The organism is Tenacibaculum skagerrakense (genome assembly GCF_004345825.1).
GTDB lineage: Bacteria > Bacteroidota > Bacteroidia > Flavobacteriales > Flavobacteriaceae > Polaribacter > Polaribacter skagerrakensis.
The window spans coordinates 175,964-202,693 of the sequence record NZ_SLXM01000005.1; the positions used below are offsets into that span (position 1 = coordinate 175,964).

At 31.4% G+C, this 26,730-nt stretch carries 22 protein-coding genes; 10 read left to right on the forward strand and 12 right to left on the reverse strand.

Annotated features, from left to right (window positions below):
• Positions 1–170: 170 nt before the first annotated feature.
• From lysA to EV195_RS09875, 4 genes are all read right to left on the reverse strand, one after another.
• Positions 171–1,373, reverse strand: a complete 1,203-nt coding sequence (gene lysA / locus EV195_RS09860) for a diaminopimelate decarboxylase (protein ID WP_132794784.1) — start codon at positions 1,371–1,373, stop codon at positions 171–173.
• A gap of 280 nt (positions 1,374–1,653) precedes the next feature.
• Positions 1,654–2,892, reverse strand: a complete 1,239-nt coding sequence (pepT, locus tag EV195_RS09865) for a peptidase T (RefSeq protein ID WP_132794785.1) — start codon at positions 2,890–2,892, stop codon at positions 1,654–1,656.
• A 28-nt stretch (positions 2,893–2,920) separates the two neighbouring features.
• Entirely contained in the window at positions 2,921–3,475 is a 555-nt protein-coding gene (locus tag EV195_RS09870; RefSeq protein WP_132794786.1) for a hypothetical protein, read from the reverse strand.
• 3 nt (positions 3,476–3,478) lie between these two features.
• Positions 3,479–4,582, reverse strand: a complete 1,104-nt coding sequence (locus EV195_RS09875; RefSeq protein WP_243693099.1) for a DUF3810 domain-containing protein — start codon at positions 4,580–4,582, stop codon at positions 3,479–3,481.
• Between the two features lie 91 nt (positions 4,583–4,673).
• Here EV195_RS09875 and dnaB point away from each other — a divergent pair, with 91 nt between their 5' ends.
• The 4 genes from dnaB to bshA all read left to right on the forward strand — a co-directional run bounded on the left by dnaB (position 4,674) and on the right by bshA (position 9,714).
• Positions 4,674–6,194 (forward strand): replicative DNA helicase, encoded by a 1,521-nt coding sequence (dnaB, locus tag EV195_RS09880; protein ID WP_132794787.1) that lies wholly within the window; start codon positions 4,674–4,676, stop codon positions 6,192–6,194.
• A gap of 74 nt (positions 6,195–6,268) precedes the next feature.
• Positions 6,269–7,528 (forward strand): asparagine synthetase B, encoded by a 1,260-nt coding sequence (locus tag EV195_RS09885; protein ID WP_207899781.1) that lies wholly within the window; start codon positions 6,269–6,271, stop codon positions 7,526–7,528.
• Positions 7,529–7,618: 90 nt separating this feature from the next.
• On the forward strand, positions 7,619–8,464 hold the full coding sequence (locus EV195_RS09890; protein WP_132794788.1) for a transketolase: 846 nt from the start codon (positions 7,619–7,621) through the stop codon (positions 8,462–8,464).
• A gap of 128 nt (positions 8,465–8,592) precedes the next feature.
• Positions 8,593–9,714, forward strand: a complete 1,122-nt coding sequence (gene bshA, locus EV195_RS09895; RefSeq protein WP_132794789.1) for an N-acetyl-alpha-D-glucosaminyl L-malate synthase BshA — start codon at positions 8,593–8,595, stop codon at positions 9,712–9,714.
• Here the strand turns inward: bshA and aroB are convergent.
• Complete coding sequence (gene aroB / locus EV195_RS09900) at positions 9,711–10,769, reverse strand: 3-dehydroquinate synthase (protein WP_132794790.1); 1,059 nt, start codon at positions 10,767–10,769, stop codon at positions 9,711–9,713. The genes bshA and aroB overlap by 4 nt on opposite strands.
• Positions 10,770–10,870: 101 nt before the next feature.
• Here aroB and EV195_RS09905 point away from each other — a divergent pair, with 101 nt between their 5' ends.
• Genes EV195_RS09905 through glyA form a run of 3 tightly spaced genes read left to right on the forward strand, consistent with a single transcriptional unit; the run spans position 10,871 to position 13,640 of the window.
• A complete protein-coding gene (locus EV195_RS09905; protein WP_132794791.1) occupies positions 10,871–12,034 on the forward strand; it encodes a proline dehydrogenase family protein in 1,164 nt (387 codons plus the stop codon).
• On the forward strand, positions 12,035–12,340 hold the full coding sequence (locus tag EV195_RS09910; protein WP_132794792.1) for an LETM1 domain-containing protein: 306 nt from the start codon (positions 12,035–12,037) through the stop codon (positions 12,338–12,340).
• A gap of 25 nt (positions 12,341–12,365) precedes the next feature.
• Positions 12,366–13,640, forward strand: a complete 1,275-nt coding sequence (gene glyA / locus EV195_RS09915; protein ID WP_132794793.1) for a serine hydroxymethyltransferase — start codon at positions 12,366–12,368, stop codon at positions 13,638–13,640.
• Positions 13,641–13,734: 94 nt separating this feature from the next.
• On the opposite strand, the gene EV195_RS09920 is transcribed toward glyA, so the two are convergent.
• The 6 genes from EV195_RS09920 to rmuC all read right to left on the reverse strand — a co-directional run bounded on the left by EV195_RS09920 (position 13,735) and on the right by rmuC (position 21,450).
• Entirely contained in the window at positions 13,735–16,329 is a 2,595-nt protein-coding gene (locus EV195_RS09920) for a starch-binding protein (protein ID WP_132794794.1), read from the reverse strand.
• A gap of 298 nt (positions 16,330–16,627) precedes the next feature.
• A complete protein-coding gene (locus EV195_RS09925) occupies positions 16,628–16,933 on the reverse strand; it encodes an S-adenosylmethionine decarboxylase (protein ID WP_243693100.1) in 306 nt (101 codons plus the stop codon).
• Positions 16,934–16,935: 2 nt separating this feature from the next.
• The gene (locus EV195_RS09930) at positions 16,936–18,492 is read right to left on the reverse strand and encodes a polyamine aminopropyltransferase (RefSeq protein WP_132794795.1); all 1,557 of its coding nucleotides are present in this window, start codon (positions 18,490–18,492) and stop codon (positions 16,936–16,938) included.
• 1 nt (position 18,493) lies between these two features.
• Positions 18,494–19,393 (reverse strand): DUF350 domain-containing protein, encoded by a 900-nt coding sequence (locus tag EV195_RS09935; protein WP_132794796.1) that lies wholly within the window; start codon positions 19,391–19,393, stop codon positions 18,494–18,496.
• A gap of 6 nt (positions 19,394–19,399) precedes the next feature.
• Positions 19,400–20,101 carry a DUF4178 domain-containing protein gene (locus EV195_RS09940; protein WP_132794797.1) on the reverse strand — a complete coding sequence of 234 codons (702 nt, stop codon included), beginning with the start codon at positions 20,099–20,101 and terminating at the stop codon, positions 19,400–19,402.
• 17 nt (positions 20,102–20,118) lie between these two features.
• The gene (gene rmuC / locus EV195_RS09945; RefSeq protein WP_132794798.1) at positions 20,119–21,450 is read right to left on the reverse strand and encodes a DNA recombination protein RmuC; all 1,332 of its coding nucleotides are present in this window, start codon (positions 21,448–21,450) and stop codon (positions 20,119–20,121) included.
• 49 nt (positions 21,451–21,499) lie between these two features.
• Here rmuC and EV195_RS09950 point away from each other — a divergent pair, with 49 nt between their 5' ends.
• Positions 21,500–22,057 (forward strand): 1-acyl-sn-glycerol-3-phosphate acyltransferase, encoded by a 558-nt coding sequence (locus EV195_RS09950; protein WP_132794881.1) that lies wholly within the window; start codon positions 21,500–21,502, stop codon positions 22,055–22,057.
• 69 nt (positions 22,058–22,126) lie between these two features.
• Positions 22,127–23,713, forward strand: coding sequence for a hypothetical protein (locus tag EV195_RS09955; RefSeq protein ID WP_132794799.1), 1,587 nt, complete (start codon positions 22,127–22,129; stop codon positions 23,711–23,713).
• A 79-nt stretch (positions 23,714–23,792) separates the two neighbouring features.
• On the opposite strand, the gene gcvT is transcribed toward EV195_RS09955, so the two are convergent.
• On the reverse strand, positions 23,793–24,875 hold the full coding sequence (gene gcvT, locus EV195_RS09960; RefSeq protein ID WP_132794800.1) for a glycine cleavage system aminomethyltransferase GcvT: 1,083 nt from the start codon (positions 24,873–24,875) through the stop codon (positions 23,793–23,795).
• Between the two features lie 179 nt (positions 24,876–25,054).
• On the opposite strand from gcvT, the gene EV195_RS09965 reads away from it, so the two are divergent.
• Entirely contained in the window at positions 25,055–26,698 is a 1,644-nt protein-coding gene (locus tag EV195_RS09965; RefSeq protein WP_132794801.1) for a M1 family metallopeptidase, read from the forward strand.
• Positions 26,699–26,730 lie beyond the last annotated feature (32 nt).

The following is a 26,730-nucleotide window of genomic DNA, read 5'->3' on the forward strand; positions in this document are numbered from 1 at the left end:
TATAACAAACTTAGTTATAACCTTTTTTTATAGATAAAGGGTGTTTTTCCTTATGTGTAAGATTTAGTATTTATTGATATTTGTATCAACTAACATACTTTATATAATTTTTAGGGGATTATAAATTATATATAAAAAACTCTGATTATTAACATCAGAGTTTTTTTATTTTACAATACCATTTCTTGATTTTTTATAATATCATCAAAAGTTTCTCTTTTTCGAATAAGGTAATCTTTTCCTTCATGAATCATAACTTCTGCAGGTCTATATCTTGAGTTGTAATTTGAAGCCATAGAAAAGCAATAAGCACCAGCGTTATAAAAACAAAGTACATCTTCTTCTCTAATCTCATTAATTCTTCTGTTGGTTCCAAAGGTATCTGTTTCACAGATATATCCCACAATACTATAAAAACGTTCTCTTCCTTTAGGATTGGATAAGTTTACTATTTTATGATAGGAACCATAAAACATTGGCCTTATTAAATGATTTAATCCGCTATCAATACCAGCAAAAACCATCGAAGTAGTTTGTTTTATAACATTAACAGATGCTAGAAAATAACCTGCTTCACTTACTAAAAACTTTCCAGGCTCAAACATCAGAGTTAAATCTTTACCAAACTCTGCACAAAAATCATTGAATCTTTTTGACAAATGCTTACCAAGGTCTTCTATGTTAGTAGAAATATCATCCTCTTTGTAAGGAACTTTAAAACCACTTCCAAAATCGATGAAATCAATATTTTTAAAATGTTTAGCTACATCAAATAAAATTTCAGTAGCCATTAAAAAAGTATCTACATCTAATATATCTGATCCGGTATGCATATGAATTCCGTTAATATGCATACCTGTATTTTCCACCACTCTTTTTATATGAGGCACTTGATGTATGGATATACCAAACTTAGAATCGATATGTCCTACAGAAATTTTAGAATTTCCTCCCGCCATAACATGTGGGTTTATTCTGAGACAAACCGGAATTTCTGGGTGTTTTTGTCCAAATAGTTCTAAGATTGATAAATTATCGATATTGATTTGAACGCCCAATTTGGCTACATCTTCAATTTCTTTTAAAGATACTCCATTAGGTGTGTAAATAATTTTTTTTGGTTCAAAGCCAGCAAGTAAACCTAACTTTACTTCTTGTATTGAAACAGTATCTAAACCACTACCTAACTGATTAAAAACCTTTAAAATGTTTACGTTAGATAAAGCTTTAACAGCGTAGTTAATTTTTACATTTTTTACCTTAGAAAATGCTTTTGTAATTCGTTTATATTGACTTGTTATTTTTTCAGTATCATAAACATACAAAGGGCTCTCATATTTTTTGGCCAATTCTAAAAGTAAATTTCTATCCATTTTATTTAATTTAAAGCGCCAAATGTAATTGATAATAAAATGAAATAAAATTGAATATTAGAATATAACACAATTCAGATTTTATGTGAAATACTATACGAGTTGGCTTTATTAACAAAAAAACAACAAAATCACTTGCTTTATTTGCGTTACAACACTTATATTTGCTACGAAATGAATATCAATTCGTTATTAGTTATTGATTTTATTTTAATGGGAGGTTAATTAAAAACTCCAGCCTAAGGCTGGAGTTTTTTCATTTTGTGATAGTTAGTAAATATTATTTGAATTTTTCAGTGACTTTTTGAGCAATACCTACAATCACTTCTGTTGCTTTTATAATTGATTCTACTGGGACATATTCATATCTTCCGTGGAAATTATGACCTCCAGCAAAAATATTCGGGCAAGGTAAGCCCATGTAAGAAAGTTGAGAACCATCAGTTCCACCTCGAATAGGTTTAATTAACGGCGTAATTCCCATATCTTTCATTACTTCCTCCGCTATATCAACAATGTACATTACAGGCTCAACTTTTTCTTTCATGTTAAAGTATTGATCCTTTATTTCAACACTAATAGCATCTTTACCCAACTGCTTGTTAATTTTTTCAGCAGTTTCTAGCATTAGTTCTTTTCTCTTATTGAAAAGAGTCATGTCATGATCTCTGATAATATACTTTAGAACAGTTTGTTCTACTTTTCCTTCCATAGTATGCAAATGGAAAAAGCCTTCGTATCCTGATGTTTTTTCCGGAACTTCATTAGCAGGTAGTGCATTGATGAATTTACTCGCAATTGTCATGGAATTAACCATTTTACCTTTAGCATAGCCAGGATGTACAATTTTTCCGTTGATAGTAACAACAGCACCAGCAGCATTAAAGTTTTCATACTCTAATTCACCAATCTGACTTCCGTCCATGGTGTAAGCCCATTGAGCTCCAAATTTTTCAACATCAAATTTATGAGCACCTTTTCCAACTTCTTCATCAGGTGTAAAACAAATTCTAATTTTTCCATGTTTAATCTCTGGATGTTGAATTAAATATTCCATGGCAGAAACAATTTCTGTAACTCCTGCTTTATCATCAGCACCTAATAAAGTAGTTCCATCGGTAGTTATAATTGTTTGTCCTTTGTATTGCAATAAATCTTCAAAATAAGAAGGAGATAATACAATGTTCTGTTCTTTATTTAAAACAATATCTTCCCCGTTGTAATTCTCATGTACTTGAGGTTTTACATTAGCACCTGTAAAATCTGGACTTGTATCTATATGTGCTACAAAACCTACAGTAGGAACTTCGTAATCGATATTACTAGGTAGTGTTGCCATTAAATAACAATTGTCATCTAATTCTACATCTTCCATACCAATATCATTTAGCTCTTTTTCTAATACACGAGCTAAATCCCACTGTTTTTCTGTACTCGGGAATTTTGGATTGTTTGGATCAGATTCAGTATCAATAGTTACATATTTTACAAATCTGTTGATTATATGCTGTTTGTTCATTTTTTAAATTTTAGGATTCAAAAATAAGTTATTTTAAATGCATTTTATCAATCAATTTTACAGCTTTACACAAGCGCTCATCTATTAGAGAATCGCCATAAATTTCTGTTTTGATATGCATAAAGCCTAGATCAGCTTTTGTGAAAACATTTAAAAGATGATAACTGTATTTTCCTTTTTTGCCACTTACATAATTGTAGAAAGCTTTATTGTTTAGAAACTTAATTTCTTTGGATACTACTTCTTCTAAATTCTCTTGTTTATTTTCAGCTTTAATTTTGTTGATGAACTCATTGTTTATTTCAATCGGATTCGAAATAAAAGAGGCATCTATAATTACGGTTTCTTTAAAACTTAACGTTGTATCTGCAGTATAAATAGAGGAAACTACTTCATCATAATATAAGTTGGTTTTCCAGTTTTTTGGAAGCTTCATGACAAAGTTTTTCTTGAAATCAGTAATTTCTTCAAGATTTGAAAACGCAGGAGAAGAACATTTAAATTCTTCGGATAGTTTGTTTGAGGTACATGAACTATAAGAGACTAATACAAGAAGTAAAAGTGTTAAATGCGAAATTTTCATAAATTATTTTTGTTCGGAATAGGCGATTAGCAAATCTACAACATAGCTGTAAGATTCGATACCTTTTGATTGATTATTTGCTTTTAAATAAGAATTATATCCTTTTTTTAAGTAAGGTTCAATAGGGTTTTCATAGTGTTTCCAAAATTCATAATTGTCTTTTAATTCTTTACGAATTCCTTTATTAATTTTAAGCCAAAATTCTTTGTAACGTTTTGGTTCTCTTTTTCTAAGTTCTCTAATACAATATCTTAAAGCCATTCGGTATCCAGAGTAGTTAAAGTATTTGTCGCTACTAGACACACAAGCTAAAAAACCTACAAAATTGGCCTCGTTTTCGGCAGACCAACCTATTTGATGAGCAACTTCGTGACAAGCCGTTGAGGGAAGTCCCGCTTTAGGAATCATACTGTTTACCTGCGCTTCACCTGTAATTGGATTCAGATACCCTGAAGTTCCATTGTAAGATTGAAATAAACTTACCATAGAACTTTTAATAGAAGCACTTTTATAAGTGAGTTGAGGATAGTTATTACTCAAATTGCTATATGCATCTTTAACTTTATCATAAATCTCTGAATTCGTATACGGGATTTCAATTTTTAGGGTGTCATTACCAGCAATTGCTACTTGTAAATTATTCAACGTATCTATAAAACCAGTAGTAACTTTTATTAATTGTTCAGTAGAATATTTAGAAGATCTTAGGTTTAGTTTTTTGGCTAAAGGTTCTCTAAAATAATTGAGCCCCCAAAAAAGATAAAAACAAAAATAAATTATTGAAAATAAAGCAACTAGTTGTATTGTTTTTTTGATTAAATTTCGAAATCTGTTTTTAATGAGTTTGTAAGTTTCCAAGATGATTAAAACTATTAGAATCAGTCCTATCAAGTCCCCAATAGAGAAAGGAACCCAACCAAAAAGAATACGAAAGAATCTAGAAATAAATGGATATAATCCATTAGCGTAATATTGCTCAATAAACTGTGGCTTACCACTTAAGTATTGAATCAAAATTATTTGAAAGGGCAATAAAAGTGCAAGAAAAACAGTTTTTTTAGTAGGTTTCATCATTCCAAAAATAGGAAGATATAATGTTATTAACATGCTAATAACAATTTTGTTTACAATTTTTGTGAAAAAAGAAAAACAAAGAAAGCTGTAATAAATATCAATGTAAAAAATTACTTTTGCCCGTATGGAGAGAACGCAAAGTTTACGAGGAACTAGGATAGATAAATCTAGAATAATAAATTTAGAAAAAGGAAAACTACCACCACAAGCATTAGATTTAGAGGAGGCTGTTTTAGGGGCAATGATGATTGATAAAAAGGGGATTGATGAAGTAATTGATATTTTACATCCAGAGGCTTTTTATGATAGACGTCATCAGGAGATTTACGCTGCTATTTATGCGTTATTCCAAAACTCGGAACCTATCGATTTAAAGACAGTTGCGCACAGATTGCGTAGTGATGGTAAATTAGAGTTAGCAGGTGGCGATTTTTATTTGATAAATCTTACTCAAAAGGTAGCTTCTTCTGCGCATATTGAATTTCACTCTAGAATTATTCTCCAAAAGTATATTCAACGTAGGTTAATTTCTATTTCTTCGGAAATTATTGAAAGTGCTTACGATGAAACTACTGATGTATTTGATTTATTAGATGAAGCAGAAGGTAAATTATTTGAAGTTACTCAAGGAAACTTAAAAAAAGGAGCTGAAGGTGCAGGTTCTTTAGTGCAACAGGCAATAAATAAAATTCAAGAAATATCTAATAAAGAAGGAATGAGTGGTTTGGCAACTGGATTTACAAAGCTTGATGCTTTGACTTCTGGATGGCAGCCTACCGATTTAATTATCATTGCAGCTCGTCCTGGTATGGGAAAAACGGCTTTTGTAATTTCTATGGCAAAAAATATGGCAATCGATTTTAATCACGCTGTAGCTGTATTTTCCTTAGAGATGTCCTCAGTTCAGTTAATTACCCGTATGATTTCCTCAGAAACTGGATTAACTTCAGAAAAACTTCGTAAAGGTAGTTTAGAACCTCATGAATGGGAGCAGTTGAATGTTAAAGTAAAAAAACTTTCTGATGCGCCAATTTTTATAGATGATACTCCAGCCTTATCTATTTTTGATTTAAGAGCAAAAGCACGTCGTTTAGTATCTCAGCATAATGTTCGAATTTTAATTATTGATTATTTACAGTTAATGACTGCTGGAGGATCAGGAGGAAACCGTGAACAGGAAATTTCTACTATTTCTCGTAACTTAAAAGCATTGGCAAAAGAATTACATGTTCCTGTAATTGCATTGTCACAGTTATCACGTTCTGTTGAAACTAGGGGAGGAAGTAAGCGACCGTTGCTTTCCGATCTTCGTGAATCTGGAGCTATTGAGCAGGATGCCGATATTGTATCATTCATTTTCCGTCCAGAGTATTATGGAATGACTGAATGGGATGATGATGATCACACTCCATGTGAGGGACAAGGAGAATTTATTGTAGCAAAACATCGTAATGGTGGTTTAGATAATATTCGTTTAAAGTTTACGGGACACTTAGCTAAATTCTCGGATTTAGAAGAAGGATTTAGTAGTGAATTCCAATCGAGTATGAATTCTTTTGCTTCCGATAGTTTACCTTCAGCAGAAGATGCTTTTGGAGCTCCAGAATCTTCAAATGACGATTTTAATGATGATGTTCCGTTTTAAAATAACGTAACAGTTCTTAAAAATATATTAAATACACAGTTGCTACTTAGTAATTGTGTATTTTAGTTTTTAATATGAAGAAATACATTTATTTACTCGCATTTTTATTTTTTTCCAATACACTTTGGGCATCATTTATTTATGTGCCAATGAGTCATGATAACCAAAAAAATCATTTAAAAGCATATGGAATTGTTTATTATGCTTTGCAAAATGGTTTAAAAGCAAAATGGTTATTAAATTATGACGGAGGGGCATTTTTAATTGAAAATAATAAAGATGTTGTGAATGAGTGTAAGATTAGAGGTGTTTCATACCAAGAAATTTCTTCAGCTAAATCGCAACTAATTTTAGAAGAAATTTCATCTCCAAGTAAAAACCAGGAAGCGGTAACCTTAGAGAAAGCACCTAAAATTGCAGTATATTCACCTAAAGATAAGATGCCTTGGGATGATGCTGTAACTATGGTGTTAACCTATGCTGAAATTCCGTTTGATGTTATTTATGATGAAGAAGTTTTAAATGATAAGTTATTATTATATGAATGGCTGCATTTACATCACGAGGATTTTACAGGACAGTATGGGCGTTTTTATGGAGCTTTTCGAACAGCTCCGTGGTACATAAAGCAGAAGAAAGATGCTGAAGCTCTTGCTACAAAATTAGGATATTCTAAAGTTTCTGAAGCTAAAAGAGATGTTTCGTTAAAGATTAGAGATTATGTAGTTGGCGGTGGTTTTATGTTTGCAATGTGTTCTGCTACAGATAGTTTTGATATTGCCTTGTCTGCAGATGGTGTAGATATTTGTGAAACAATGTTTGATGGAGATCCATCTGAACCAAACTATCAATCTAAACTAGACTTTAACAAAACGTTTGCCTTTACTGATTTTGAATTAATTAGAAATCCAACAACCTATGAGTTTTCCTCGATAGATATGACAGGTAAACGAAGAATTCGACAAGAGTCAGACTATTTTGTTTTAAAAGAATTTTCTGCAAAGTGGGACCAAGTTCCTACGATGTTATGTCAAAATCATACACAAGTAGTAAAAGCGTTTATGGGACAAACTACTTCTTTTGATAGGAGGAATGTAAAATCTACTGTAATGGTTTTAGGAGAAAATACTACTAATTCAGAAGCTCGTTACATTCATGGTACAAAAGGAAAAGGAATGTTTACTTTTTATGGAGGTCATGACCCTGAAGATTACAGACATAGAGTAGGAGACCCAAAAACCGAATTAGATTTGCACCCAACTTCTCCGGGGTATCGTTTAATTTTAAATAACGTTCTGTTTCCAGCAGCAAAAAAGAAAAAGCAGAAAACGTAAAATGTTGTTAATAACTATTCATTAAAAGGGAGTTTTACATATTTAAATTTCGAACACTTTTGTATTTTTGCGGGTATTAAATTAGACAAAATGCCAACAATACAACAACTTCAAGATTTTACACAACAAGTTCGTAGAGATATTTTACGTATGGTACATGCGGTTAATTCTGGTCATCCAGGAGGATCATTAGGGTGTGCTGAATTTTTTACTTGTTTATATCAAGAAATCATGGATTATAGCACTGATTTTGATATGGATGGTAAAAATGAGGATATGTTCTTTTTATCTAACGGACATATTTCACCTGTTTACTATAGTGTTTTAGCACGCAGTGGTTTCTTTTCAGTTGAAGAATTAGCAACTTTTAGAAAACTAAATTCACGTTTACAAGGACATCCAACCACACACGAACACTTACCAGGCATTAGAATTGCATCTGGTTCTTTAGGGCAAGGAATGAGTGTTGCCATTGGTGCAGCTCAAGCGAAGAAACTAAATGGAGATGATAAAATAGTGTATTCTTTACATGGAGATGGAGAGTTGCAAGAAGGTCAGATTTGGGAAGCTGTAATGTATGCTGCTGCCAAAAAAGTTGATAACTTGATTTCTACAGTTGATGTAAACGAGAAGCAAATTGACGGAACAACTGACCAAGTTTTGGCTATGGGAAGCTTAAAAGCAAAGTTTGAAGCTTTTGGTTGGGATGTTTTAGAAGTTAAAAAAGGTAATGATGTTGCTGCTATTTTAGAAGGATTAAAAGAAGCAAAATTAAGAACAGGAAAAGGAAAACCAGTATGTATTTTATTGTATACAGAAATGGGTAATGGTGTTGATTTTATGATGCATACACATGCTTGGCATGGTAAAGCTCCAAATGATGAGCAATTAGCGAACGCATTAGAGCAAAATCCTGCGACGTTAGGAGATTACTAAAATAGAAAAGTTAATATTTTGAAACGCTGTTACTTATAAGTAGCAGCGTTTCTTTTTTTAATAATATTAACATTGTAGCGTAAACAAAAACGTATTTTTACGTCAAAATCGAACAAATTTACAATACAATGAAAATAGGAATTGTATGTTATCCTACTTTTGGAGGTAGTGGAGTGGTAGCTACAGAGTTAGGAATGGCATTAGCTAATAAAGGATATGAAGTTCATTTTATAACTTATAACTTACCAGTTCGATTAGATTTTATATCCTATAATTTACATTTTCACGAAGTAGCTCTAGAAGAGTATCCTTTGTTTCAATACCAGCCTTATGAACTAGCGCTTTCAACAAAAATGGTTGAAGTAGTAAAGCGTTATGAATTGGAAGTTTTACATGTGCATTACGCAATTCCACACGCTTACGCGGCTTATATGGCGAAAAAAATGTTGGCAGATAAAGGAATAAAAGTAAAAGTAGTAACTACATTACATGGTACTGATATTACTTTGGTAGGTAGCCATCCCAGTTATAAAACAGCAGTTGAATTTAGTATCAATCAATCAGATGAGGTTACCGCTGTATCTTCCAGTTTAAAGAATGATACTTTGCGTTTGTTCAATATACAAAAAGACATAAAGGTTGTATATAATTTTATAGATGCTAAGAAATATGAAATGGCAGATGAAGAAGAATGTAAAAGAGCTGCTATTGCGAATCCAAATGAACGTATTTTAACTCATATTAGTAATTTTAGACCGGTAAAGAGAGTGTTGGATGTCATCCAAATTTTTAATCAAGTTCAAAAAGAAGTTCCTTCTAAATTATTAATGGTTGGAGATGGTCCAGAAAGATCTAAAGCAGAGAAATTAGCAGAAGATTTAGGGATAATTGAAAAAGTGTTGTTTCTAGGAAACAGTAATGAAGTTGCTAAATTATTATGTTATTCGGATGTGTTTTTATTACCTTCCGAAACAGAAAGCTTTGGTTTAGCTGCTTTGGAAGCAATGGCTGCTAATACTGTTGTAATTTCATCAAATACTGGAGGACTTCCAGAGGTAAATATTCATGGAGAAACAGGATTTCTTGCTGATTTAGGAGATGTTAAAAGTATGGCAAATCATGCAATCTCTATTCTAAAAGATGAGGCTAAACTATTAGAAATGAAGAGAACTGCTAAAGAGCATACAAAGCTGTTTTCACTCGAAAAAGTATTGCCAGAGTATGAACGTATTTACAATGCTTGTTTTTAAGCAGTGTAATAATGTATACTTTCTTTTATTAAATCTTCGGAAGCTTCTTTATTAATAACAAAGTCTTCATAATCTTTCAGAAGAACAAATTTTATAACTCCAGCTTCGTTCTTTTTGTCATGTTTTAAAAGCGCTGTAATAGGCTCTATATCATCGTTAGCTATCATTATATGACCATAAATGTGTAGGATGGTTTTTTTGATTTCATGAACTTTATCTAAAGGAAACCCAAGAATTTTATGAGATAGATAAGCTTCACAAACCATTCCTATTGCAATGGCTTCACCATGCGTTAAGTTATCTTTATTCGGATTGTCTAGAAAATACGATTCAACACCATGGCCAATGGTATGCCCCCAGTTTAAAACTTTACGCAATCCTTGTTCTTTTGGATCTGCAGTAACCACTTCGTTTTTTATTTCAATAGAACGATGAATTAAATCAACAATATTTAAGTACTGCTCAACTTTAATTTTATTGAATAACTCAATATCATGTGTCATTCCATATTTAATAATTTCTGCAGTTCCCGATCTTATTTCTCTTGCAGAAACCGTATGTAAATATTCTGGATCAATTAAAACCATTTGTGGATTAGCAAAAACGCCAATCTGATTTTTTAAAACACCTAGATCTATTCCCGTTTTACCACCAACAGAAGCATCAACCATAGAAAGAAGTGTAGTAGGAATATTTACAAAATCAATTCCACGTTTAAAAGTAGCCGCTACAAATCCGCCTAAATCTGTTATTACGCCTCCTCCCAATGTTATTAGTAAACTTTTTCTGTCAGCACCTAATTCAGTCATTACATTCCAAACACCTATGCAGGTTTCAATGTTTTTAAAAGCTTCCCCTGGATCTATTTGAATTACTTCAATTGGAAGATTCGTTTGAAGATTTTGAATACATCTTGGATAGCAACATTCCATAGTATTGTCATCAACCAATATAAAAATAGATGAATACGATTTTTTTTCAAGTAAAAGCGCTAGTTCAGTGTATGCTTTTTCGTTAAAATTAATTGGGTATGTTACTGCTTGAATAGTTTCCATTGTTTCTAAAAATAAGATGTAAAAATAAATAGAAATTATAAGAAATATTGATTGTTCTCTTCTATATTTGTCTCTCAAGAATAAACGTGTAAATATTATTCATGAAACTTTTTGAGAATACTGAAGTAGCATTTAAATTAAAGTCTGATTCTGAGCTAGAAAGGGCTTACTTTTTGTTCCGATTAATTCAAAGTCAACCAATGGTAAAAATAGGAACTGCGGTTACTAATTTTGCTCTTAAAGCACATTTACCTGTAGAAGGATTAATACGCTCTACAGTTTTTGATCATTTTTGTGGGGGAGTTACTGAAGAAGATTGTATTCCGAATATAGAAAAAATGTACACTGCTGGAAACGTACATAGTGTATTAGATTATTCTGTTGAAGGAAAAGAAGAAGAAGAAAGCTTTGATAGTGCAGTAGAGAAGATTGAAAAAATCATTCAGTTTTCAGAAGAAAAAGACTCAATTCCTTTTGCGGTATTTAAGCCAACAGGTTTTGGACGGTTTGCCTTGTACCAAAAGATTGGTGAAGGAAAAGAACTAACATCTGAGGAAACAGGAGAGTGGGATAGGGTAAAAGATCGTTTTCATAGAGTATGTAAGTTAGCTTACAGTAAAGATGTGCCTCTTTTAATTGATGCAGAAGAGAGTTGGATGCAAGATGCTGCGGATGATTTGATAGAAGAATTAATGGCTACGTATAATAAAGAAAAAGCGATTGTTTTTAATACACTTCAAATGTATAGACATGATCGTATGGAGTATTTAAGAGAGTTACACCAAAGAGCACATCAAAAAGGTTTTCATATTGGAATGAAGGTAGTTCGAGGAGCTTACATGGAAAAAGAAAGAGCAAGAGCAGAAGAAAAAGGGTATCCTTCGCCAATATGTAAGAATAAACAAGCTACCGATGAAAATTACAATGAGGCTATTTTGTATATGATGGAGCATAAAAATATGGCCTTATTTGCAGGAACTCATAATGAAGAAAGCTCGTATTTATTAATGCAATTAGCAGATAAATATGGAATTGATAAAAACGATAAGCGAATGTGGTTTGGGCAATTGTATGGTATGAGTGACCATATAAGTTTTAATCTTGCTGAAGAAGGTTATAATGTAGCAAAATATGTTCCATTTGGACCCGTTAGAGATGTTATGCCTTATTTAATTAGAAGAGCAGAAGAGAATACATCTGTTGAAGGTCAAACATCAAGAGAGCTGAATCTCTTAAAAACAGAAAGAAAACGAAGAAAATTATAAATGAACTCTGTAGAGGAAATAAAATCGTTATTACAAAGAAATAAAGCTCGCTTACTGGAAGAATTAGCCGAAAGTAAAGAGCTTGTTTTTTTATTAAAAAAGTCGATAACAACTACCTTAACAGAAGAGGAAAAAGCCAAGGTTAAAGAGCAAACGTTAGATATTTGTAAAGGTATTCCTGCTTTTGCTGTTTTTATGTTACCAGGCGGAGCACTTTTATTACCTTTGCTTATCAAATTGATACCTACAATTTTACCAAGTTCATTCAGAAAAGATAATTCAGAGAAATTTAATAACCCAGAATAATTTTTGGGAATAAAACTAAACAACAATGCAACAAGATCATCAAATATTTGATTTAATACAAGATGAAAAAGAACGTCAACTAAATGGTTTAGAGTTGATTGCTTCAGAAAATTTTGTCAGTGACCAAGTAATGAAAGCTCAAGGTTCTGTTTTAACTAATAAATATGCTGAAGGATATCCTGGAAAACGTTATTACGGAGGATGTGAGGTAGTAGATGTTATTGAGCAAATTGCTATTGATAGAGCTAAAGAGCTTTTTGGAGCAGAATATGTAAATGTGCAACCTCATTCAGGAAGTCAGGCAAATACAGCAGTTTTTGCAGCTTGCTTACAACCTGGAGATACTATCTTAGGTTTCGATTTAGCGCATGGAGGTCACTTAACACATGGTTCTCCGGTTAATTTTTCTGGTAAGTTATACAATCCTGTTTTTTATGGTGTTGATAAGGAAACAGGTTTAATTGATTACGATCACTTAAACGAACAAGCTCAAAAGCACAAGCCAAAATTAATTATTGCTGGTGCATCTGCATATTCTAGAGATATGGATTTTAAACGTTTCCGTGAAATTGCAGATAGTGTTGGAGCAATTTTAATGGCGGATATCTCTCATCCAGCAGGTTTAATTGCAAAAGGAATTTTGAGTGATCCATTACCACATTGTCATATCGTTACTACTACTACTCATAAAACATTAAGAGGACCAAGAGGAGGAATGATTATGATTGGAAAAGATTTTGACAATCCATTTGGTTTAACGTTAAAAAGTGGGAAATTAAAGAAAATGTCTACTTTGTTAAATGGAGCAGTTTTCCCAGGAAACCAAGGAGGTCCATTAGAGCATGTAATTGCAGCGAAAGCAGTTGCTTTTGGAGAAGCATTAACAGATGAGTTTTTAGAGTATCAAATTCAAGTTAGAGCAAATGCTCAAGCAATGGCAGAAGCGTTTGTAAAAAGAGGATATAACATCATTTCAGGAGGTACAGATAACCATATGATGTTAATTGATCTTAGAAATAAAAATATTACAGGGAAAGATGCTGAGTTAGCATTAGGAAAAGCTGAAATTACGGTAAATAAAAACATGGTGCCATTTGATACAGAATCTCCCTTTGTAACTTCTGGTATTCGTGTAGGTACTCCTGCTGTAACAACAAGAGGTTTAGTAGAAGAAGACATGGAAACTGTTGTAGCACTTATTGATGAAGCAATTCAAAATGCAGCTAATGATGAAAAATTACATGCGATAGGAGAAAAGGTGTTTGATTTAATGCACCAAAGAAGATTATTTGTAATGTAATTTTCAGTTTAAAAATATATTTAGTAAAAAAACCGGTAGCATAAAAACTACCGGTTTTTTATTTGGGGATTACTCAAATATTAAACGAACTATTTTATTGCTTAATAACTTTTATAGGTTTTGAAATAGGAGCGTCATTCAACGTTGTATTGATGATGTAAATACCTTTAGCACCGAAATCTTTATTTGATAATTGTATTTGATGATTTCCTGAACCTTTTTCTTCATTAAAAATTACTTTTGTTTGCCCCAGTAAATTAGATATGCTGATTTTTAATATTCCTTTTTTACTGGTTGAAATGTAAAGATTAGAATTGTTTCTAATTGGATTCGGAGCTATGGAAACATTATCAAGGATTACCAATTCTGATGTTGAATTAACAGAACCTCTTGAAGAAGTACAGTTTGTCGGACAATTATCTGACCAAACACCTGTTGATTTTCCATTACTACTTCCAGTTATTCTAAACCAGCCGTCTGTTCCTCTGGTTAAATCAACTGTTTGTTGACCATTTCCATTATTAAAAACAACACCAATATCATTTGATGAAACTCCATTTGGAAGTGTGAAGGTATAATTAGACCAATTCGTTTCGTTATTCATTTGTTGTCCTGGCCATCCAGGAGTTCCTGATAGTGTTGTATTTGTAGTTTTGTTATACAAATAAGCATTCACTGTATTTCCCCAAGATGAAGTTCTTAAGAAATTTATAGTAGCTGAAGTACTTGGTGGAGGTGGCGTATTTGAACAATCAGAAGGACAAGAATTTGTCCATATACCATTATCATACCAACCATCGCTACCTCTAGCTAAATCATCTGTTTGGTTAGCACCATCATTAAAGATTACTCTTATATTATTTGAAGAAGTTCCAGATGGTACATTTAAAGTATATTTATACCAAGAAGTTCCAGAAATACTTGACATTGATTGTCCTGGCCATCCTTGTGTTCCTGAAATAGTTGAATTTGTTGAAGCATCAAAGAAATAAGAATTTATTGTACTATTCCAACTAGTAGGTTTTTTAAAGTGAACTGTTATATTTCCAGTAGGAGGTGGAGGAGGTGTACTTGTACAGTTAGACGGACATGTATTTGTCCATGTGCCATTATCATACCATCCATCAGTGCTTCTACTTAAATCATCAGTTTGATTGGTACCATCATTAAAAATTACACGAATATTTTGTGCAGTAACTCCTAATGGTGGATTTACATTGAAAGAATACCAAGGAGTACCTGCAATAGCTGTCATTGTTTGTCCTGGCCAACCTTGAGTTCCAGGTATAATTGCATTTGTAGAAGCATCGAAAAGATAGACATTTACATTGTTACTCCAAGAAGTTGGTTTTTTGAAGTTTACAGTAAATGGATCAACTTGAGTTGGAGGTGGTGGCGAAGTTCCTCCTTGTGTCCATATTGCATAATCAGTTCCTGAGGTTCTTAACACCCAACCGTTTCCATTTGGAGCCCAGTTTCCACTACCTAATTTCATAGCAATAGTCCCATTCCTTCCGTCGATATAAGCCGCATATAAATCGTTTCTAGCTTCAGCAATATTTATAGAAGAACCTGCAAATATTCTAGCATCTTTTCTGATAGCAATTAAGTCTTTAATAGCATTTCTAACACCTGAACCTGTATCAAAGTAATGTGTCCAAAAAACCATTGGATTCCCCGGATGCGTTAAAATGTATGCGTATCCTTTTCTTATATTAGTTTCATCACTTGGAAACACATAACCTGGTCCACAGCATTGTTGTGCTGCTCCTGTATCATGATTCTCTAAAAAAGTAACCGATTTAGATGGATTTATACCAATCATTCCTGAAGGATTTCCTCCACCATCTCTTAAATAAGAAAGGTTATTATCTCTAAAAGCGTTTTGTAACGTAACCTTAGTATTAAAATCAAAAGCAGAAGAAGATTGTTGTGTAAAATTTACCCAGTTATTTGTTTGAACTCTACTACTTTCTAATAATTCACCAACCGCAAAATAAGGATTGGTAGCATCATTATATTCTTTATTATAAATCGGATCATAACCATGCACAAAATCGTATCTCCATCCATCAAAACCTAAATCATTTTTTAAGAAGTTCATCCAGTTTTTAATTTCTTGACGAACCGCCGGATTTTTATGGTCTAAATCTCTTGCAGGTCCATAAGTTCCATTGGAACCATCAGCTTTAAGAGCAGTTCCTGGAAAGTAATCTCCATTAATACTAAATTCTACAGGATAATTCACAAAATTTCTACCTTCATCATCTGCGGTAATAAAAGTTGTAGGCCAAGCCGGATTGGTAAAAGTTACCGCATCGTTAGTTCCAACTCTATGATTGATAACTATATCACCAATAATTTTTACTCCTAAGTTATGATAGGTATTGATTAAGTTTCTCAATTGAGTTTCGGAACCATAAGCACTATTAAAGTTGTAAAGTTCTCTTGGTAAATATCCTTGTGGAGCTCCAGAGTCACTTACTGGAGGAAGCCAGATTATATCAATTCCTGCACTGGTAATTTCGTTACTATTTTGGGTAACAACATTAAACCAAGTTTGGCCAGCAGGTTGATTTTGAACGTTCCAATCAAAAGCTTGGAAAAGTACATCTTCGTCTTGTGCTATTACATTTAAAGAAAAAATGAATAGCAATACTAACTGAAAGTTTTTTAGGGTTTGTTTCATTGTAATTGAGTTATTTGGTTTGAAAGATTAAAAAGAATAATGGGAACACTTTTTGAAAGTTGGTTGAAACTTTACTTTTAAAGCGTTAAAAAATGAATATTTCATCATTTAATAACGAATTTATTGCGAATTGTTTAATTGAAAAAAAAGTACGGTTAACTAAATCGATTTCGTGTTAATAAATAAATCGATTTCGTAAAATTTCGTTGAAATTAATCTAAATTTCAGGGTGTAGAATTAGGTTTTTTGTATTTCGATACCGTTTTAGATTTCGAATATGACAAGTTGTTGTTGTTTATTACAAACTTGTTAATTTTTGTTTTAATAGTTGTAGTTTATCATTATTACAACTACTTATTTGAAGATATGTTTTGTACTTGTCTGGAAATGTATGAACAGCAAGATGACTTTCAGCTAAAAGCCAAACAGCAGTATAACCTTTTACTGGGAAAAAATGCTCGGTAAAATTAACAATAGTAAACTCGCAATAATTTAAAAGCTGTTCAATCTCTATTTTTATATCTTCTGGATTAACATTAGTAATCCATTCATCGTAATGAAACATTTCCGCTTCCAACTCTTTATATTCTTCTTTCTTTTTCATGTTTAATAAATATCCCAATTTCCTTTGTTATAATAGCGATATAATATCGGATTGCTAATTTGATTTATTTCTAGTGAATCCAATTTTGTTTTACTGTAAAAGTCTTTACCAAAAGCAGTGATTAATTGCATACTTTCTTTATTTAACCATTTTGTAGGAATTACATGGTTATTAAAGTTTTGTAATCGAGTAAGCATTTCTTTTTTTGATATAACAGACTTGCTTCCAAGAATCCAACCCCATTCTCCCATAGATAAAACTTGATTATGAATCGGAAGCACACTATATTTTGCTTGTTTCATTGTTTCTTCGATACACTTATAAGCGTATGGAGTATAATAAGGACTTCCAGCTTGTGTAATTAAACCTCCATTTGGCGTTAATTTTAATCGGCATAATTCATAAAACTCTTTTGAATATAAACGAGCTAACTCTACATTTCTTGGATCAGGAAGATCGATTATAATTAAATCGAAAAAGTTATTAGTTTCACTTACATATTTGAATCCATCAGTATTAATTATTTGTACTTTTTCATTAGTTAATGAATAAGCATTGATTTTAGCTAATTCAGATTCTTTGATAAATAAGTCGGTTAATTTTTTATCTAAATCGACCAATGTAATAGAATTAATAGAAGGATATTTTAATAATTCTCTTGCAGCACATCCGTCTCCACCACCCAAAATAAGAATATTTTTAGGTTTGTTTAGAATTTGCATAACTGGATGGACCAATACTTCATGATACAAAGGTTCATCAAAAGTTGAAAACTGTAAATTATCATTTAAGTACAACCAATAATCATTTTTCCATTTAGTAACTACTATTTTTTGATAAATAGATTGTTCTTGAAAAATAATTTTGTCTTTGTATTTTGTCTGTTCTCCATACAATATAATTTTATTTGAGAAAATATTCCCAACTATTAAAAGGATAACAATTAAACCGGCTACAGTATATAATGAGTTTTTCTCTCGTTTATTTAATTTATTTTTAAAAAAGAATAGCAGCAATATAGCTACCATTAAATTGATAAATCCTAGTATAAATGGTGTATGCGATAACCCTAAGTAAGGTAAGCCAACGAAAACAAAAAATAATCCTCCAATTAAACTTCCGTAATAATCTTTTTCTAGAATATTCGCTACATTAAGTTTTAAAGATTGAAAATCTTCATTTAATCTCATTGCAAGAGGAAGCTCCATTCCAATAAGCATACCCGTAAGTATTGCCATAGAGTAGATGTAAATGGAAATAAATTCGACTTGAGTAGCTAAATAATAAGTTGTTACAGCAGAAAAAGAAACTAAAACAGATAATGAAAACTCTGTATAAATAAAGAGTTTGAAAACATTTCCATCGAAAGATTTGGTAATCCTACTTCCAAGTCCCATACTAAATAACATTAGAGAGATAATTATAGACCATTGCTTTACTGAATCACCAATAAAATAAGTTGATAATGTAGCAAAGCAATATTCTGCAACAATACCCGACAAGCCAGTTGCAAATAAGGCTAGAAATAAAATTCGCTTCTTAATTTGAGAGTTTTCCATGTTACATACAGAAACTAATAATTATTGAGCTTCCGATATAAGCAAAAGCTTCAATTAAAGCGGCACCTTTATTTGGAATTTCTTGATTTACAATTTCGTGTGTAAGATTACTCTTTGGAAGAATAACTTTTTCTATAAAAATTCTAGATAATGGTAACAAGATAATTGCTAAACCTAAGTGATAGGCAATATCTTCCAAAGCTATTTCCCATGAATCAATATTTCCTTTAGAGGCAAACGAATATAGAAAAGCAACTGAAATTAAAATACTAGCGTAAACAATTCCAATAGCATTATTATCTTTTTGAATCTCTTTTATAAAGTTGTAAGAAAGGAATCTTTTATAGGTTTTTAAGAAAATATAAATGATAATTTGACCTAATCCCCAGAAAAATAAGAGACTTAAAAAATCAGATACATAATGACCAATTTCGCCATGCTCTGGAAATAAGTTTATGTTTCTACCAGAAATCGCACCGAAAATAATTAAACCAGAACCAATATAGTTTGCAGCTTCAATAAATCCTGTACCTAAATTTTCATCGCGAATAACTTCTTTGTAAAACTTAAACTTCTTCCCGAATACAATTTTCTCATTAATTAAAGATGATAGTATTAATAACAAATTACCTAAAATACTATAAAATAATATCAAGATGCTATCTTGCAAAAGTCCATGTGATTCACCATGTAAAACACCTAAAAAAATAATTGTTGTCCCGATAAAATAACCTGTTGCAGTAACGGCAAAAGCTACATTATCTTTAATAGTTAGTTCGTTTTCTAGATGTATTTTTCTATTCTTAAACTTAAAAAACAATTTTGCAATTACAAACGAAATGTAAAAGAGCGTTATATAAGTTATCGTATGTGTTAACCAAGTAAGTGTATTTTCTTCCATAATTTTTTATTTTCCAAATCCTCTAGAACTTCTACCTCTGTAATAACTATTACCATTTCTATAAACCTTTGTAGAATCGTTTAGATCTCGATTATTATCCCATGAGGTTTTAGAACATTTGTTCAAAGCAAATGTAACTAAGAAAAAAAGAGCAAAAATATACAGGACAAGATGCTTTTCTAAGAAACTCCAAATAGAATCACTTGAAATAAATGATGTGCGTTCTTGTATATTAGATATTTGAGTTTTTAAAATACTAACTCCAGTAGCTATTTCTATTTCATCATCCCATAATTGTATAGCAAAAAACTTATTATCATCATTATTGGTATAATCTAATGAGTTTACACGTTCTGTTTCATAATTGTATGTACAAGTTCCGTTACAACGTTCATCAAAATTATATTCAACGTTTTTATAATAGAATTTCTTAGGAAACTTAGCAGTTCCGATTGAAACGAAATCAGATTCGGTTTTTGAAATAGTTTTAAGAAAACTATCTATGTTTGAAATCTTTTCCCAGAATGTGTAACTCGGTTTTTGCTTTCGGATAAATTCTAACATTAAGTATCGAACTTCTCCTTTTTTGTTTTTTACTTGATATTCAGTGGTTTTAGAACCGTCGTCCCATTTTATATTGTAAATATCAGTAACTTTCCAAGTATTGTTTTTATAATCAAATAAATAGCCTCTTTTTAACTCTTGCATTTACATATCAATTTTAATTAATCTTCCTTAGCTCTATCAATAATACTTTCTGGAAGTGCTTTTTTAGCTTTTGCTCCCATTTTTTTTAGTTTTTCAACACTCGTAATTAGATTTCCTTTACCTTCCACTAGTTTATTCATCGCTAAACTGTAATCGCTTTTAGTAGCATCAATCTTTTTTCCAATGTTGATTAAATCTTTTAACAATCCATCAAATTTATCGTATAAAGCACCCGCCTGACGCGCAATTTCTAATGCATTACGTTGTTGTTTTTCGTTATTCCACATGGTGTCAATTGTACGTAAAGTAGCTAATAGGGTAGTAGGAGTAACAATGACAATATTTTTTTCGAAAGCTTTGTTATATAAAGTATTGTCCTCATTTAAAGCCACCGCAAAGGCAGGTTCTATCGGAACAAATAATAAAACAAAATCAGGAGATTCTATTTTATAAATATCTTCATATTTTTTTTCAGAAAGTTGATCAACATGGCGTTTTAAAGAATTTGTATGTTCTTTTATCAAACGTTCCTTTTCATGTTCATCTTCAGAATTTACCAATTGCTCGTAAGCAGTTAACGAAACTTTACTATCAACAATCATCTTTTTGTTATCAGGTAAATGAATAACAACATCGGGTAAAATTCGTTTTCCTTCTTCATTTGTGAAAGACTGTTGCACAAAATACTCACGATCTTTTTCTAATCCAGATTTTTCTAAAACACGTTCTAAGACTAATTCTCCCCAGTTTCCTTGTGTTTTACTATCACCTTTTAACGCTTTGGTTAGGTTTAATGTTTCTTTACTCATTTGAACATTTAATTCTTTTAAACCTAAAATTTGTTGACGAAGCGCGGAATGATAATCGATACTTTCTTTGTGCGTTTTATCCACTTTTTCTTCAAAATCCTTAATTTTCTTTTCTAATGGATCAAGAATATTTTTAATGTTTTCCTTATTCTGAACGGTAAACTTATTTGATTTTTCTTCTAAGATTTTATTAGCAAGATTTTCAAACTCTTTTGTGAATTTTTCTTGAAGTCCTTCAATTTCTTTTTTGTTTTCTTCAAGTTTAGTATTCAAATTTTTTAACTGAACATCTTGTTCTGTATTGGTTTTAATTAAATTCTCTTTTTCAGATTGAATAAATCGTAGCTCTTCTTTTAATTCATTGATAGCATTTTCAGCTTCTTTTTTATTTTCTTGTAAAATGTTATTTCTTTCAGATAAGCTAGAATTGTCTTTTTCTAACACACTTGCTTTGTTTTTTTGTATGATATATCCCACAAGAAAACCTAAAGTAATTCCCAATAAACCAGTAAGTAAGATGTATAGCAATTGATCTGACATTTGATAAAAAATTAAAACGTTAAATTTACCGTTTTAAAGTCAATTTATGATACATCGCTTATCTAAATTTATCTTCCATACTTTATTAGGTTGGAAGTTAGTTGGTAATTTTCCTACAGAGTTAAAAAAGTACATAGTTATTGGAGCTCCTCATACGAGTTGGAAAGATTTTCCAATTGCCATTTTAGCAAGAACCGTTACTAGAATTAAGATTAATTATATAGGAAAAGCATCTTTATTTAAACCTCCGTTTGGTCTTATATTTAGAAAACTGGGTGGTACACCAGTAGATAGAAGTAAAAGTACTAATTTAGTTGATGCTATTGTTGCTATTTTTAATGAAAAGGATGAGTTTCGTTTGGCATTATCACCCGAAGGAACTAGAAAGTATACAGATAAATGGAAAACGGGATTTTATTTTATTGCTAAAGGAGCAAATGTACCCATTGTAATGTTTGCTTTTGATTTTAAAAATAAGCAAATAGTAGTAGCAGATCCGTATTATTTAACGGATGATATGGAAAAAGATTTCAATCACTTTTTAGACTTTTATAAAGATATAATACCTGCTAAACCTGAGTTGTTTAACAATAAAAACTTATTGTAGCTCTAATTTTTTCTTTTAAAAGAAAGCACTATTTTTGCCCCACTTTTAAGAGAATTAAATAATTATATAATGAAAACAAAAATTGCAATGATTGTCCTACTAGGACTTAGTTTTGCTGTGAAAGCTCAGATTACGGAAGCATCAAATGGTAACGTTGGTATAGGGACGACTAGTCCTTCTCAAAAACTAGAGGTAAAGTCAAGTGGAGATGACTCTTCATTTATTCATATAAATACTGCTGCTTTAGATAAAGTTTCAGGGATAAGGTTTCAAGAGGCAGGTCAAAATAATTGGGGTTTTTTATCTAATTATCCTAATGATAGTAAGTTTATGCTATACAATTATAACGACTCTGCTAATCAATACGCATTTACTCTAGATAAAAATAGTAATATAGGAATTGGGACTTATTCTCCACTAGCTAAATTAGATGTAAGAGGAATTGCTCAACTTGGTAGTGAGCAGGGAACAAGAGGAGGAGTGTTCTTAGCACAAAATTATGCTGGTAATGATTATATAACGACAATGAGTTCAAACTACTCAACTGGAGGTTTAGTTATTGGTTATGGTGCAGCTGGTAGAAGTGGACAAGGAAATAATCAATTAGTATCAACTTTAGATAATTTTTCAGCTTATAGAGGAGCCTTACGTTTTGGAAAAGGAACTTTAGAGTTTTTAAGTACTACATCAGCGGTTCAAACAACAGTAGGAGATGTTTTAACTACTGCTTCTCGATTTTTTATTAAAGAAGATGGAAATATAGGTATAGGTACAAATTCTCCTGAAGCAAAATTACAAATTAATAATTCCTCGACTATGGGTTGGAGCTCATTAAAAAATGCATCTATTTTATTAGGAACTTCATCAGCTGGAATAGGAATTGATCCAAATGAAATAATGGCTAAAAATCAAAACTTACATTTTGGAACATCAACAAATCATCATGTTTATTTCAGATCTGGTGGAGCGATTAATAGAATGGTTCTAAGAGGAGATAATGGAAATATTGGTATAGGAACATTAGAACCATCTGAAAGATTAGAGGTGGTAGGTAATATTAAAGCACAAAACTTAATTTTAACAAGTACAGCTTCATTTTATTCAAGTGAATCAGGAAAGACCTCAAGAAGAATGACAATAAATACTATGGATGGAGATAACATGTATCTATATAATTATGATCAAGACGCGACGACTTTTCATACAATGAATTTTGGAGGTGGACATAATCTAAACAGTGGAGTAACGGTTTTAGGTAATGGAAATGTAGGTATTGGAACTGGAGACACAAAAGGATATAATTTAGCTGTTGCGGGTTCTACAGGTATTGTAGCAGAGAAAGTAACGGTTAAGTTACAATCTACTTGGCCTGATTATGTGTTTGCTAATGATTATCAATTACCAACCTTAGAAGAAGTTGAAAAGCAAATTAAAGAAAATGGTCATTTAGCTAATATTCCTTCTGCTAAAGAAGTAGAAGAAAATGGTGTTGAATTAGGAGATATGAATAAAAAGCTTTTAGAAAAAGTTGAAGAATTAACATTATATACAATTCAACAAGAAAAAGAAATTAAGAAGCTGAAAGAAGAGAATAAGCAACTAAAATCTTTAGAAGAAAGATTAGAAAAATTAGAGGCTTTATTGCAAAAGAAATAATCTATAAGAAGTTATATAAAATAAAAAAACCTACTTATTAAAGTAGGTTTTTTGTTTTATAGGTAGGTAATAACTTTTCTTATCCTTTATAAAATGGAAGTTTTACCACTTTCGCAGCTACTTGTTTCTTTCGGATTTGAATTTTAATTTCAGAATCTACTTTTGAGTTTTCAATAGTAACATATCCTAAACCAATTCCAATTCCTAAACTCGGACTCATAGTTCCTGAAGTTACATTTCCAATAACTAAACCTTCTGTATCAACTATTTCATAATCTTTTCTAGGAATACCTTTTTCAGTCATTTCAAAGGCAACTAATTTACGAGTAACACCTTCTTCCTTTTGTTGTTTGATAGCTTCAGCATTTACAAAGTCTTTCGTAAACTTAGTAATCCACCCTAAACCAGCTTCAATAGGAGAAGTAGTATCGTCAATATCGTTTCCATATAAACAATATCCCATTTCTAAACGTAGTGTATCACGAGCCGCTAAACCAATTGGTTTAATTCCCCAATTAGCACCAGCTTCAAAAACCTTATTCCAAAGTTGTTCTACATCTTCATTTTTTACATACACTTCAAATCCACCAGATCCAGTATATCCAGTTGCAGAAACTACAACGTTTGGAATACTCGCAAAATCAGTAATTTCAAACGTATAAAACTTAATAGCTGATAAATCTACTGAAGTTAACGATTGCATTGCTTCAGCAGCTTTTGGACCTTGAATTGCTAATAAAGACCAATCTTCTGAACGGTTTTCCATTTCAACATTTAAATCGTTGTGTTTAGAAATCCAGTTCCAGTCTTTTTCTATATTAGAAGCATTTACCACTAACATGTATTCTGTTTCAGAAATCATGTAAATAATTAAATCATCTACAATTCCTCCATCATTATTTGGCATGCATGTGTATTGTGCTTTACCAGGAACTAATTTAGAAGCATCGTTAGTTGTAATTTTTTGAATTAAAGCCAAAGCATTTTCTCCTTTTAAGAAGAATTCTCCCATGTGACTTACATCAAATACACCAACTCCATTTCTTACAGTTTCATGCTCGGCATTTACTCCTTCGTATTGAACAGGCATATTATAACCAGCAAAAGGAACCATTTTAGCGCCTAATGCTTCGTGAACGTGCGTTAAAGCAGTGTTTTTCATTAATTTGTTTGTTTAAAGATGTGTCAAAAATATTGAATCCTTTTGTAAAGACCTATAATCTTCCTAAGTATTATGCGGTATGTTTAAAATAAAATACATTTTGTTAAATTAATTAGTAATGAATTCTCTTTTCTAACAAAAGGGCTATCTTAGATTTAAATTTTAAAACAAATTCAAGAATGAAAAGGTCAATGCAATTGTTGTTTTTTTGCGTTTTTTTTAATCTCGTTTCAACGGCTCAAACTGGGTTGTTTGAACATACAGAAACTTTTACCCGTCAAGATTCTTTAAGAGGAAGTATTACACCAGAAAGAGTTTGGTGGGATTTAACGTATTATCATTTGGATATCTCAGTAGATCCAGATAAAAGATTTATTAAAGGAAGTAATGAGATTAGATATAAGGTTTTAAACCCATCAAATGTACTTCAAGTAGATTTACAAGAACCGATGAAAATCACAAAAGTAACTCAAAATGGAAAAGAGTTATCTGTGAATTCTGATGGAAATGCACATTTTATTCAATTAAAAGAAACACAAAAAAAAGGAAAAGAATATTCAGTAGTTGTGTATTATGAAGGAAATCCTAGAGTAGCTAAAAGAGCTCCATGGGATGGAGGATTTTCTTGGAAGAAAGATTCAAGAGGAAATCATTTTGTAGCTACATCGTGTCAAGGTCTGGGTGCAAGCGTTTGGTGGCCTAATAAAGATCATATGTATGATGAAGTAGAAAGTATGGACATAAGTGTTAGAGTTCCTAGTAATTTGATGAATATTTCCAATGGTAGATTGATTAAAGTTGATAAACATGATGATAATACTACAACTTATCATTGGGGAGTTAAAAATCCGATTAATAATTATGGAGTGAATGTAAATATAGGAGACTATGTTCATTTTTCTGAAAAGTATAACGGAGAAGGAGGAGAGCTTGATTTAGATTATTATGTATTAAGAGATAATTTAGAAAAAGCTAAGGAACACTTTAAAGATGCTCCAAAAATGATGAAAGCTTTTGAACATTGGTTTGGAAAATATCCATTTTATGAAGATAGTTTTAAGCTTGTTGAAGTGCCATATTTAGGAATGGAACATCAAAGTTCTGTTACCTATGGAAACAAATATTTAAAAGGATATTTAGGTAATGATTTATCCGGAACAGGTTGGGGATTAAAGTTTGATTTTATCATTATACATGAAGCTGGTCACGAATGGTTTGCTAATAATATTACAAACAAAGATATAGCTGATATGTGGATTCATGAGGGTTTTACTGCTTATTCTGAAAACTTATTTTTAGACTATCATTATAGTAAAGAAGCTTCATCAGAGTATGTAATTGGTACAAGAAGGTTAATTAGAAACGATAAACCTATAATTGGACAGTATAATGTTAATAGTGAAGGCTCTGGTGATATGTATTACAAAGGAGCTAATATACTTCATACAATTCGCCAATTGATTAACGATGATGAAAAATGGAGAAGTATTTTAAGAGGTTTAAATAAAGATTTCTATCATACCACTGTTAGCACAAAAGATATAGAAGATTATATTAGTAAAAAATCGAAAATAGATTTATCTAAAGTGTTTGATCAGTATTTAAGAACCGTGAAAATTCCAGTACTAGAGTATACTATAGCAGACAATAAGCTAGAATACCGTTGGAGCAATGTAGTAGAAGGTTTTAACATGCCAGTTAACATCATTATAAATGATGAAAAGCTTTGCATACAGCCAACGCAAGAATGGAAAACTAAGAAAATAAAAAGTTCTGAAATTAAAGTAGATAAGAACTTTTATATAGATGTAAAAGGATTGTAAATAGAATAATATAATAACAACAAAAAAGCAGA